The organism is Pseudobdellovibrionaceae bacterium (genome assembly GCA_019637875.1).
GTDB lineage: Bacteria > Bdellovibrionota > Bdellovibrionia > Bdellovibrionales > Bdellovibrionaceae > JAHBUW01.
This window is the reverse complement of sequence record JAHBUW010000001.1, coordinates 478,941-491,339: the sequence shown is the minus strand read 5'-3', so window position 1 is coordinate 491,339 and position 12,399 is coordinate 478,941. Positions and strand designations below refer to the sequence as shown.

At 57.9% G+C, this 12,399-nt stretch carries 11 protein-coding genes; 5 read left to right on the top strand and 6 right to left on the bottom strand.

What is annotated here, in order from left to right:
• Positions 1-7 precede the first annotated feature (7 nt).
• From KF767_02475 to dacB, 3 genes are read right to left on the bottom strand one after another with little or no spacing between them, the layout of a single operon-like run.
• Complete coding sequence (locus KF767_02475; GenBank protein MBX3016728.1) at positions 8-1,471, bottom strand: NAD-dependent epimerase/dehydratase family protein; 1,464 nt, start codon at positions 1,469-1,471, stop codon at positions 8-10.
• Between the two features lie 43 nt (positions 1,472-1,514).
• Positions 1,515-2,945, bottom strand: a complete 1,431-nt coding sequence (locus KF767_02470; protein ID MBX3016727.1) for a lytic transglycosylase domain-containing protein — start codon at positions 2,943-2,945, stop codon at positions 1,515-1,517.
• Complete coding sequence (dacB, locus tag KF767_02465; GenBank protein ID MBX3016726.1) at positions 2,945-4,402, bottom strand: D-alanyl-D-alanine carboxypeptidase/D-alanyl-D-alanine-endopeptidase; 1,458 nt, start codon at positions 4,400-4,402, stop codon at positions 2,945-2,947. Before dacB ends, KF767_02470 begins: the two co-directional genes overlap by 1 nt.
• Before the next feature lie 90 nt (positions 4,403-4,492).
• Between dacB and KF767_02460 the strand changes: the two genes are divergently transcribed.
• From KF767_02460 to KF767_02450, 3 genes are read left to right on the top strand one after another with little or no spacing between them, the layout of a single operon-like run.
• Positions 4,493-5,356 carry a diguanylate cyclase gene (locus KF767_02460; protein ID MBX3016725.1) on the top strand — a complete coding sequence of 288 codons (864 nt, stop codon included), beginning with the start codon at positions 4,493-4,495 and terminating at the stop codon, positions 5,354-5,356.
• A gap of 6 nt (positions 5,357-5,362) precedes the next feature.
• A complete protein-coding gene (locus KF767_02455) occupies positions 5,363-6,358 on the top strand; it encodes a signal peptidase II (protein MBX3016724.1) in 996 nt (331 codons plus the stop codon).
• Positions 6,359-6,379: 21 nt separating this feature from the next.
• A complete protein-coding gene (locus KF767_02450) occupies positions 6,380-6,889 on the top strand; it encodes a hypothetical protein (protein ID MBX3016723.1) in 510 nt (169 codons plus the stop codon).
• Between the two features lies 1 nt (position 6,890).
• On the opposite strand, the gene KF767_02445 is transcribed toward KF767_02450, so the two are convergent.
• Positions 6,891-7,718, bottom strand: coding sequence for a 3'-5' exoribonuclease (locus KF767_02445; GenBank protein MBX3016722.1), 828 nt, complete (start codon positions 7,716-7,718; stop codon positions 6,891-6,893).
• 101 nt (positions 7,719-7,819) lie between these two features.
• On the opposite strand from KF767_02445, the gene KF767_02440 reads away from it, so the two are divergent.
• Positions 7,820-8,527, top strand: a complete 708-nt coding sequence (locus tag KF767_02440) for a TorF family putative porin (GenBank protein ID MBX3016721.1) — start codon at positions 7,820-7,822, stop codon at positions 8,525-8,527.
• A 38-nt stretch (positions 8,528-8,565) separates the two neighbouring features.
• On the opposite strand, the gene KF767_02435 is transcribed toward KF767_02440, so the two are convergent.
• Entirely contained in the window at positions 8,566-9,501 is a 936-nt protein-coding gene (locus KF767_02435) for a chemotaxis protein MotB (GenBank protein ID MBX3016720.1), read from the bottom strand.
• Positions 9,501-10,367, bottom strand: coding sequence for a flagellar motor stator protein MotA (motA, locus tag KF767_02430; GenBank protein ID MBX3016719.1), 867 nt, complete (start codon positions 10,365-10,367; stop codon positions 9,501-9,503). Before motA ends, KF767_02435 begins: the two co-directional genes overlap by 1 nt.
• A gap of 201 nt (positions 10,368-10,568) precedes the next feature.
• Here motA and dsbD point away from each other — a divergent pair, with 201 nt between their 5' ends.
• Entirely contained in the window at positions 10,569-12,383 is a 1,815-nt protein-coding gene (gene dsbD, locus KF767_02425; GenBank protein MBX3016718.1) for a protein-disulfide reductase DsbD, read from the top strand.
• The last annotated feature ends 16 nt before the right edge of the window (positions 12,384-12,399 follow it).

The following is a 12,399-nucleotide window of genomic DNA, read 5'->3' as shown; positions in this document are numbered from 1 at the left end:
CGACTTTTTATCGGTGGGGACCCGGGGATTCTTGATCCGAGATGTTCCGAACCAGACGTTCCTCAACCGGTGACCGGACCGGCTGATGGTACCGACTCGACAAATGGCGCGCAAAAAGCCTCATGACCACCCCGTGCGCCAGGGCCTGGGTCCATCGATATGTCCAGCGCGGCAGGCGCGGCGAGTAGTTTTCGATGACTCCCAAGGACAGTTTGGCCTCGCGCGAGCGACGAAACGAAAAGCTTTGCAAGGAGTTCGGCCCTTCGGCGTCGCCCCGACGCACCAGCAAGCCCTGCTCGATTTCAAAAACCGCTAAGCCGGGCCGCTCCTGCTCCGGATGTCGTTTCAAAATCAAAAAAGCCTTTGGCAAGAAACCGAAAAAGATCCGAAAGTTATCCGCCGTTACCGGGCGTACGCGCACCAGACCCGGCAAAAATTGTCCTAGCCAATGGAAGTAGGCGCGCCCCGTCTGCAACTCATTGAAGTGCTCGAGGTAAGGTAACCGGTTCACGATGCGCGTTTGAAAACCCCAGTGCGGCAAGCGCGGTTTCTTCTTCAAGGGAACCCTTCGCGCGGGATTTTTTTCGGCGTCCAAAACCTGTTTCAAAACTTCTCGCAATGGTGTCGGCGGCCGTCGACCGGGAAACCGGTGAGTCTCACGCGGTAGCATATCTTCGAGCAGGCTCTGCACGAGGGGACGCACTAGTTCACGCTTCGCGCCGGTGATCAAGCTGACCCACGCCACCGACATGCGCGGATTCAACCACGGCACCGGCAAAATTCGACGTTTCAACCCCATCAGATCGGCGGTCACGCACATGAGCTCGCGATAACTCAACGGCTCACCCGACCCGAGATCGAAAACGCGGTGGTCGGGAACCTCCATACGCACGGCTTCCAGCAGCGCGTGGACCGCATCCTCGAGGGCGACCGCTTCCGTCTTCGAAGCGGTCCACGACGGCGCGAGCATAACGGGCAAACGCCGCACCAGCTTGGACATCATCGCGAAAGAAGATCCTTGCGCGCCGATCACGATTCCCGCGCGCAGGGAAATCACGGGACACCCCGCCGTTCGCAAAATCTCTTCGACCTCCAAGCGGCTTTCCAAATGTGGTGACAGGTGGTGGTTCGCGGGCAGAAGCCCGCCCAGATAGACGATCTTCTTTACCCCCTGCGCGCGGGCCGCTTCGGCGACGTTCAGGGCGATCAGCGCATCGATGTCTTGAAAATAACCCTGAAGTTCGATCCCCCGTGGCGCCATCGAGTGCACCAGAAAGACCGCGACGTCGATTCCCGCGAGCGCGATCTCGGTCTGGACCGGATCGAGCAGGTCGCAGCTCCGCCACTCGCAATGCTCGCGCACGAGCTGCGAGGGCTCCCCGCGCTGGACGGCGACCCAGTCGATGCCAAGATTATTTTGAAGAAGGGCCCGTCCGACAAAACCGCCCGCACCCAAAACCGCGACTTTCACGGTTTGGGTTTACTGCAAGTTCAGGGGGTGTGGCCAGTAGGGATTATTGACCTTCGCTCAGCCGCTTAAAGGATTTCGCATCCTTCAATTCGCCTAGGATTTGGTCTTTTTTCGAAATCGGCACCGAGATCAACGCGCCCGGAGGCAGGGGAAATTTTCCTTTGCGCGCGTCGAAGGTGATGTGCGGATTGAAGATTTGCGCACGGTGGTCGTCGCCCTCAAACCAACGCAAAACGTCCTTATACTTTATGGCAAATGGCAACTTCACGTCGACCGAAGCCAAGGGCTGCGACCACTGCACATTGCCGAAATACTTGGGGGCGTTGCGCTCGACTTCCAGGATCGCCATGAAGCTCGCGTAGAAGTTCCGCGACGCGAATCCCAGGCGTTTCTTCGCGCCCTTCGGGAATAGATCGCCGATCTCTTTGGATTTGTGCAGCTTGGTCAAACGCAGAACGCCGGTGGGACCGTGGTTGTAACCCGTCACCGCGAGCGGCCACATGCCCAGCATGCGGTAATTGTCGCGCAGAAGCTTCGCCGCCATCTTCGCGCCCTCGACCGGGTGATTCCGCTTGTCGATGGCTTTGTTCATCATCATGTAGCCGCGGGCCGTATAGGGCATGATCTGCCACAGACCGCTCGCGCCGACTTTCGATCGCGCCATCACGTTGAACGAAGATTCCACGAAAGGCAGTCGCGAAAGCTCGATCGGCAGGCCCGCCTCTTTGAAGACCTTTTCAAAGTCCTCCAGGTAACGTCCCGAAAAGAAGATCCCCTGGATCACGCGGTCACGCTGCCCCAATTGGAAGCGAATGCGATCTTTATCCATCGCCTCGGAGAATTTTTTCTTGCTGTCGAATTTCGTGAAGTAGTCCCAGATCTTGCGCTCGTCCGCGCTCAGCGATTCGGGATCGGTGGTGTCGTTCAACTTCTTCAGCAGCGCCTTCACGCGCTCTTTCGCCTCTTTCACCCGTTGGGTCTTCATGCGCTCTTTTTTGAAGATGTTGATATCCGTGCGCATCATGATGGGCGTGAAATCGAGGACTTCGTAAACGAGGTCGATGTATTCGGCATCGTGAACGACGCCCTGATCGGTCGTGTACTTCGTGTAGATGTCGAGCCAGAACGCCACGTTCGGCTCCAGCCCGCGCGGGATCGCGAAAGCGGTTTCATTCCAACCGAGCGCCCCTTTTTGATTGGTAAAATCCGAAGCGCGCCACGGACGCGCGGAGGTCAGATTGCGATCCCCTTCAATCTCTTGATGGGTCACGGGCGTATCGAGATCTTCTTTGGTCAATTCGATGTCGGCATCGGGACCCTCGGTCCCCGGCCCACCCGGTGCGAGGCCCGGAATGAGTTCTTCGCCTTTCGCCTCGCTATCGGGATAGCGCTGCCAAGCGAAGCCCGAGCTGCTCGCCACGGAGGAGAGCACGATCGAGAGAGCTAAATTGAAAATCAATCCGCGCTTCAACATCACTGAACCTTCTGAAGTTCCTCGCCGTTCACGATCTTTTCCACCACGAAACGATCAACGACGGACCTCACTAAAGCTCCATCGGCATTCCCGTTGTAAATGAACACGAACGGCACCGCTTTTCCGGTCTTTTTGCCAGCGCCGTAACCGGCCAGCGCGATCACTCCGGTCAAGAGTCCAGTCTTGGCCCGGACCTGGCGCTCGCCACCGTTGTCCTTCATCCGCTTCTTGAGTGTTCCGTCGATCCCGCTGATCGGCAGCGAGGCCACGAACTCCGGATAACTTTGAAAGTCGGTTTCGACGCTTTTGAGAAGCGTCCACATCGCCTGGGCGGTGATGCGATTGTCACGCGTCAGCCCCGAAGGATTCGTCAGCAGCATCTGGTCCTTGCCGATCCCGATCGACTGCAGATCCTCTTCGATCACCTTCATACCTCCCGCGATGGTCCCGGGTTTCTGGCGCAGCAGGCCCAGATGTTTCGTCAACATTTCGGCCACGTAGTTGTTCGAGAACTTGTTCATATCCGCGACGATCTGCTCGACCGGTTTGGACTCCGCCTCGGCCAAAACTTTCGCAGATTCCGGCGCGCGGCCGGGCAGAACCTTCCCTTTCACGTTAACCCCGCGCTGGGCCAGGAAGGATTTCAGATTCGCCCCCGCCCACAGATCAGGACTCGTGATGTTTTTGAACTGTACGTACTCATTGGCGCCGGGAGCGATCGAACCCGAAACATGAATCACGTCCTGACCGGACTTTTTATCGAAATCGCGGTCGATATTGACGTTCACGCCCTTCCCCGAGGTCTTCACGCTTCCGCGCAGACGCACGTACTCGTTTTCCGGATCCAGCCAAACGCGCGCGGCATCCCCGGCCTTGGCTCCCGGTCGCACGAAGATGTTGACCGAATTCCAATTGAACGACATCGCCCCCGTGGGCGCATCGTAGGCGCGATCCACCCGGTCCGCCTGACGGGACGGATCGTAGCGCAGGCTATCGAACAGATTGTCGTCGACGATCAGATCCCCGTCGACTTGCGTGACGCCCGTGCGGGTGAAGGCGTTGACCAGAAACCACATCGTTTCGGATACGAACGCCGGATCGCCCGCGCCTTTCAGGTACAGACTCCCCTTGAGCGTCGCCCCTGTGACGTTCGCGTCGGCGACCAGCTGAGTTTTAAACTTGGTTCCGGGCGGATAGTGTTTCAAGAAAGAAGCCGCGGTCACGAGCTTCGTGATCGAGGCCGGAATCATGGGGCGCTCGGCGTTCAGGCTGAGCAAAGCCTCGGCTCCGACTTCGCCAATCATCACGCCGAAATCTTCCGGTTTCAGCTTTGCGGACTTCAAACGAGCGCGAAAGTCGTTCTCCAGTACGCCGGTCGCACGTGCGGGAGCGTTAAAATGAAAAAGGGAAGCGGAAACGAGCATCGCGGGGATCAAAAAATTTCGCAGCATATCCATCCACGCTACTGGTGATCGTGAGGCTTGCCAAGTGGCGCGCGGAACGCTTCAATTTTGTGAATGGCATCCGGGGTCCGGCGTCTAACTCTTATGATTCTTGATGATGATACGGATCAGCACCGGGCGCTCACCCGCGCGTTGGGGCCGGATTACGATTACGCGCTTTTCGCGTCCTCGTCCGAAATTTTTCAGGCGGCCGCGCCGGATCTGTTTCTCTGCGATTTGCAGCTGGCGGACGGACGCGCGCTCGAAGTGCTCGCGAAGGCCCGCGCCAACTGGCCCACCACCGCGCGGCTGGTGATCTCGGGACAACTGACCGAAGCGGACTTGATTCAATTTTTGAACCGCGACCTCGCGCACCGTGTCCTGCGCAAACCTTGGGCCGTCGAAGAGCTGCGCCAATCGGTCCTCGAGGGGCTCGCGATGACCCGCGTGTTGAAAGACCGCCAATACTGGCAAGAGCTCTCGCTGACCGATCCGGTCACGCACCTTTGGAATCGCCGCGGATTCCTGCAACAGATGGTGCGCGAATCCAGCCGCGCCCGCCGGCATCGCCGTCCTTACTCCCTCCTCATGATCGACCTCGATCGCTTCAAAGAAATGAACGACGAGAAAGGACACAGCTACGGCGACGAAGTACTGCGCAAACTTTCGCGCCTCTTCACCGAAAGCGTGCGCGCGATTGACTGGGTCTGCCGCTACGGCGGCGACGAGTTCGCGATTCTGCTGCCCGAAGCTGGAACCGAAGAAGCCTTCGAAGTCGCGGAACGCCTACGACTGAAGGCGAGCGCGGAGCTCGGCCTCCATTTAAGTCTGGGTCTGGCCGCGTATCCGGATCACGCCGAAGATCCAGCCCAGATTGTCGAAAGTGCAGACCGAGCCCTCTATACGGCCAAAACAAGTGGCCGAAATCAGACCGCCATTGCGGGTTCCAAGGCAACGCCCTTAACCTGAAGGGGCATGAGAAGAGAAGACTGGGTTGTCGTATTTTTTCCGTTAGCGGTGACGTGGGCGCTCGATCGTCTGTCGAAGATGTGGGCCGTCGGTATTCAAGGCACCGTCTCGCAGTACGAGTATTTGCATTTCGTACTTCACCATAACAAAGGCGCGATGCTCGGGCTGTTCTCGAATCTGCCGGAATTCCTGCGGATCGTGTCGCTGTCGACTGCCGGCGCGTTCCTGGTTTGCATCTACGCCTTGATCCAATTCCTGCTCCCGATCAAAACCATGAAACTCCGCACGGGTCTGTCGATCGTCCTCGGCGGCATCATGGGGAACGTCACGGACCGCATCCTGTGGGGCGAAGTCGTCGACTTCATCGTCATCGGCAATGAAAGATGGCAGTCCCCGGTCTTCAACGTCGCGGACGCCCTTCAGTGGGTCGGCTACGCCCTGATCCTGATCGGCGTCTTCAAGGACGGCGACTTGATTTGGCCCGAAAACAACATCCGCAAGCAGTACTGGGTGAACAAGAAATTCCAGCTCAAATACTGCGCGATCCTGCTCGGGGTCGGCCTCGGAATCTCGCTCGTGACGATGGTTTTCAGCTTCACCTACATCCGCGTCGCGCTGATCGACCTGCTGGGCGAGAACGATCCCCGCTTGGACAAGTACGTGATGCCGTTCGCGCAGGTCTTCGCCCTGATCAGCGTCGGTTTCTCGCTCGGTCTCTTCACGGTGGGGAAAGTCATCTCACATAAGATCGCGGGTCCCATTTACGCTTTCGAGCGCTCCATGCTCGAGACCTTACGCAATCTGGAGAGCGGCAAGGACATGCGACCGCTGAAACTCCGCGCGAAGGACGAGTTCAAACAGCTCGAAGCCTTGCATCGCCAGATTCAGGACAAAATGACGGAACTGCGCGGTCCTTTGGCGCCCGCCGCGCCCGAGGTCGGTCGCGAAACGCCGGTGGAAGCGCTGCCCTCTCCGGACCCGAACGCGAGACACTCCGCTTAATACAAATCACCCGAGGACGAGATGAAAACCGTGGGCGACGACACCAAGAAGAGCACCGGAACCGGTACCGCAAGCGATCCGATCATCGAGCAAGCCAAAGCGGCGGCAAATCGCCGTCGCATCCTCCTGATCAATCCCCGCTTCCAGCTCAGCGTGATGGTGCAGGGCCTGCTTCTGATCGTCATCGTCACCGCACTCTTCTATTTCTACGAGACGTTCTTCTTGTTCCAGGTTTCGCAGATCGTGATCGAAAAACGCGGTACCGAAGCGAATCTCGTCGAAGCCATCGAAGGCCTGCACTCCCTGATGTTCCCCTGGTTCGTCATGGTGCTCGTCGCCGTCAGCTTCATCATCATGAGCTTCCTGCTGCTCGTCTCGCACCGGATCGCCGGCCCCATCTATCACGCCTGCAACTACCTGAACTCCGTCGGCGAGAACCCCAAGAACAAACGTTTCATCACGTTCCGCGAGAAGGACTACTTCCACGAACTCGCGGAAGCGATCAATCGGGCGCTGCCCAAAGATAAGTAATCTAATAAACGATTTGCAGATCCGTCATGCGGCCGACGTAGAAACGTTTGCTGGCGCGGTCGATATGGCAGATGGCCTGAACAAAGTCGCCATCAGGGTTGCGGACGACGCCGATGGGGGTCATACGCCGGGTGAGGCCTTTGTTCGAGCCGCCACCATAGACGAAATCGACGTCTTTTTTGCTACGAACCGCTTCGACCAAGGTTTTCAGATTCTCTTGGCCCGAGTTCAAAAGCGTATAGTCGCTCCAGACGACCCGCTTCGCCATCTTGTTGGTGATTTCCGCAAGCGTCGCGTCCGCACCCACGCGGGCGAAGATGATCTCGCTCAGGCGCTGGCACGATTCCGCATCGTCGAGCGCACGGTGCGCGGTGTTCTCGCCGAGATTCAGCACCTTCACCAAGGTTTGCAGGCGGTGGTTTTCACTTTCCGTGATCATGCGACGGGCGAGCAGACTCGAGCACAGCGCCGGCGTGGTCGGCACCTTCAGGCCCGCGCGCTCCAAATCGTAAACCAAAAAGCCCAGATCGAACGGCGCATGGTGTGCGATGATCACCGCGTCGCCCAGAAACTCCATGAACTTCGGTAAAACCTCGCTCAAAGGCGGCGCATCGGCGACCATCTCGTTCGTGATGCCGTGGATCTTGATGACCTCTTCCCCCATGGGGACGCTGGGTTTGATCAGCGCTTGGAACCGATCGAGGATCTGACCGTTCTTCCATTTGACCGCGCCCATCTCGACGATCTCAAAACCCACGGGAAAAGCGCCCGAAGTTTCGGTATCGAAGGCCACGAAAGTAACGTCTTTCCAAGGAGTCGCGAGTGACATGGGCACCGAATGTAGCGGGTCGCCTCACCAAAGTCCAGCTTGCGTGGGATTTCGCGACCCGGCTCTGCCAAACGGCCACGCCTTCACATTAGACTTAAGGGATGAGCCCTCGGTCCCGGTTTTCCGGAGTCATGATATTGGTCGCGCTGTCGCTTTGCTGCGCGCGTGTCCATGCCCAAAGCACCACCGCCAAAGACGAATTCCAACCCGGAAAGCTCTTCGCACGCGTCGCCATCGCGACGAATCACGTCGAACAGGGACTCACGCAAACCGAAGGCTCCCCCGTCGTGCAAACGACGCTCGGCTACAAATGGGAGCAGTTCCAGCTCGGCCTTTGGGGATCGAACGTGAAGTTCACGGGCACGGATGATTCCGTGAATCTGCGCCTTTTCGCCGCTTACCGCTTCATCTTCACGTCCAACGCCGACCTGACGGCACGTTACGACTTCAACCGCTATTACAATGCGGGCACGCGCAACGGCGCGATCACGGGCCTCGATCTGAATCTATTCAAGTATCACGTGATGTACGACCGAATCGAAAACTGGGAAGGCACCGGCTACGATTCCATCCGTTACGGCTTCGAAAAAGAATGGGAACTCGCCACGGACTTCACGATGCTCACCGGCTTCGGCTACAATATGTTGAGCGATCCGGACTTCAGCAACTACTTCGACGTGGTCGCGAGCCTGGGTTACCGTTTGGCGGGATTGAAGTACGAATTCGTCGGGACCTACAACAGCGCCAGCGGACAATTCGGCAGCCGCGCCGGCCCCTTCTTTTTCCTGAGATTCAGCGCGACTTTCTAATGCTCGTGCTAATAAGCGCGACGTTTTAGTGTTCGCGCTTACTGCTCGCGCGACTCTTCTTTTTGCGTGGAGTCTTCTTCGCTCGCGGCTTGGCGTTTTTTCTGCCCCGAAACCTGCTTCACGAAGTTGTCGTAGACGTTCATCGAAGGATCGGAAGCCCCGAACAGCGTTTCCAACTTCTTGGTCGGCTTGCCGTCCGCACGCTGGGGCTTCTGCTGGATCTTGAAGTGGATCATCCCGGCGGGACGCGTGCCCTGCCCTTCGACGAACCCCTTTTTCGATTGCACGTTGGTGCTGCCCGCGATGTCGTTCGACGGATTTTCGAACGTCGACTGCACTTTCGCGCGAATCAACGACAAACGTTCGGTCGCCACGTTCTTGGCCTGCCCGTGATCGCTGCCCGGCACGCTTTCGTTCCACAGACGTGACTCGATCGCGACGGTGGAATCCGCCAGACCTTCGGTCACGGCTTTCATCTGCGTCATGATCCGCGTAAACCCCTCGTTCGGCGTCGCGGTTCCCGGAATGAACATCTCACTGTCGATGATGTCGAATTCGATCCCGTCCGGCGTGATCGACACGTTCTTCGCGATGTCCCCGATCTGATCGGCCATGTAAGCCGCGACGACCTTCTGCGATCCAAAGTCGAAAACGTTCGGTGTCTTGTCGATGGGCTCCAGGAAGCTTTGGAACGCCTTCAGCGGCTCGCTCAATAGATCCAGGAACAGTTTTTCGAGAGTGAGCTCCACCCCGAAATTCTGGAAGCTGTATTCAATGACCGACGGCGTAGAGAAGTAATCCGAAACCGCTTTTTTGGTTTGCGTGGATTGACCGAGCAGCCACATGACGAGGAAGAAGGCCATCAGTGCCGTCATGAAATCCGCAAGCGCGACCTTCCAAGCACCGCCGTGGTGCCCGGCGGCGTTGTAGATCTTCTTGATGACGATCGTCTGACCCTTCTTCTCTGCTGCCATTACGCGGCCTTCTTGATTTCTTTCGTCGCCTTGTCGAGTTCTTCGAAGCTGGGGCGCTCTTCAGGTTGAATCGTGCGGCGAGCGTACTCGACGCAAACGAGCGGCGGTGCGCCCTTTTGCAGTGCGATCAACGCGGCCTTAATGACGCTCAAATAGCGACCTTCGGCATCCGCATCCGCGCCGATTTTCGACGCCGTGGGCGCGATCAAACCGTAGGCGCAGAAGACCCCGAGCATCGTTCCGACCAGGGCGGATGCGACCAAGCGACCGATGACTTCCGTCCCTTCCGTCAAGTGATCCATCGTTTTCACGATACCCAAGACCGCGGCGACGATCCCCAGTCCAGGAAACCCGTCCGCGACGGTTTGCACCGCGTGCTGGGCCGCATGTTCTTCCGAGTGGATCGCCTTGATATCGCCGTCCAAAAGATCGTCGACATCGTACGGCGACAGATCCGCCGACAGCGTGATCTTCATGGTATCGCAAAGGAAGTGCACCGCATGGTGGTTCTTCATGAAGCTGGGATATGCATTGAAGATTTCCGATTTGTCCGGAGTCTCGATGTGTTTTTCCACCGCCTGGGGTCCGTCTTTACGGAACAACTGGAACAGCTGAAACATCATCTGCAACAGCTCGACGTAATCCTGTTTCGCGGGACCTTTCGCGGTCATCGCGTGGATGCTCATTTTAACGCCGGCTTTGATGGTCTTCATCGGATTCGCGATCAGGTATGCACCCAAAGCGGCACCGGCGATGATCAACATCTCGATCGGCGCGGCTTTCAGGATGACGGACATATGACCGCCAGCAATGACGAAGCCGCCAAAGACCGTTCCGAAGACGACGAGAATTCCTACAAAACCCATGTGGTACCTCTCGACTATTCTTTCGGCAGGTCCCCATTTCGAAATAAGGCGACGCGGGAAACCTAGACGGTTTTCTGGACGTTCGCCGCGCCGGGCACTTTCACAATTGTGAAGCCCGCACCGCAAAAGACCGCCCAAAGTCTGGTCCAGCCCTCGAATCCGGGTTATACTGAGAATCCACTCCGCCGAAGAGAAGGGGACATGGGAACCGTGCTTGCGACTCTATTAGTTAGCCTTGCCGTCGTGATGGCACCTGCGCACGCGCAGAAGGCAAACCCGTTTGTGAAAGGCGAGAACGCCGCCGCACATCGGATGGAAGTCGATCCCCTCACCGTCACCGCAAAACTCAATCCTTCCGAGATCGAGCCCGAGCAGATCGTCGAAGTGCAAATCAAGCTGAAGCTTCTGCCTGAATATAAGGCGTACGAAGATCAATTCAAAATCACGACCGCCAAAGACGAAGGCTTCCAAGTCGCGAAGTACCACATCTCGCCGATTCAGGAGTTCTACGACGACTTCTCGAAACGCCAGCGTCGCGGCGTCATCGACGAAGCCACGCTGACCGCCGCGATCGGCGTTCCGAAATCGCCGAACCGTGATGGCGTCCTCGAACTGAACCTGACGTACCAAGCCTGCACGAAAACCTTCTGTCTTTTTCCGAAAACGATTCCGATCAAACTGAACTACTCGATCAAGGGTGACGCGAAACCCGCGAAAGCTCTCCCCGCCAATCCGCAATCGGCGGGCATGTTCGAACAGAGTTTCGAAGAGGCCTTCTCGCGCGGTCTTGGCTGGACCTTCTTCTTCGTTTTCATCGCGGGGATCCTGACGAGCTTCACGCCTTGCATCTTCCCGATGATCCCGATCACGCTCGCGGTCCTCGCGAAGGATTCGCAGCGCCGCACGCGCGCGCAAAGTTTTCTGCGGAGTCTCGCTTACGTTTTCGGGATCGCGACGACCTACTCGATTCTCGGCGTCTTTGCGGCCAGCACCGGCGCGCTGTTCGGTTCAGCGATGAGTTCGCCGTGGGTACTGGGGGCGGTTTGCGCGGTCTTCCTCGCGATGGCGCTTTCGCTCTTCGGATTCTACGAGATCGAAGTCCCCCACCGCCTGCAACGCGCCCTCGGTAAAGGCCATTCGCTGAGCGGAAATCTCGGCGCCTTTGTCACGGGCCTCATCAGCGGCATCGTCGCCAGTCCCTGCGTCGGCCCGATCCTCGTGGGGATCCTCGCGTACGTGGCGCAGTCGCAAAACCTGCTCCTCGGCTTCTCACTTCTCTTCGTCTTCGCGTTCGGAATGGGGCAACTCTTCTTGGCGTTGGGACTCTTCACCAATCTCTCGAAGAAACTTCCGAAATCCGGCGGCTGGTTGAACGGCGTGAAAAACGTCTCGGGCCTTTTGATGTTGGGCGCGTTCTACTATCACCTCGAACTGCTCATGCCCCAGCGGACATTCGACATCGCGCTCGCGGTCGGCCTCATCATTCTGGGAAGCCTGGGTGGCGCGTTCCAAAAGACCATCGAGTCCCCGTTCCAAAAAATCGCGAAGGGCGCGGGCTGGGCGATGCTCATGTTCGGAAGTTTCCTGATGATCGTCGGGATCTTCGATCTGCGCCCGATGCTGTCGAGCCAATCGATGAGCGGACTTCCCATGGCGGGCGACAAAGTCCCCGGAATCATCTGGCAAGATTTGAACGATCAAGCGATCAACGAAGCGAAACGCCAAGGCAAACCCGTCGTCATCGATTTCTACGCCGACTGGTGCGCGGCTTGCCACGAGCTCGACCGCATCACCTTCGTGAATCCCCGCGTGATCGACGCCACCCAAAACTTCGTACGTCTACGTTTCGACGCGACTCGCGACTCCGAACAGCTCGCGATCTACAAAAAACGCTACGGAATCCTGGGACTGCCGTGGGTCGTCCTGATCGACGCGAAGGGCGAGTTCCGCAAGGACCTGACGCTCACCGAATTCGAAGAGCCGGTCCGCTTCCTCGATCGCCTCAACAAACTGTAATTGCACGCACCGTTTT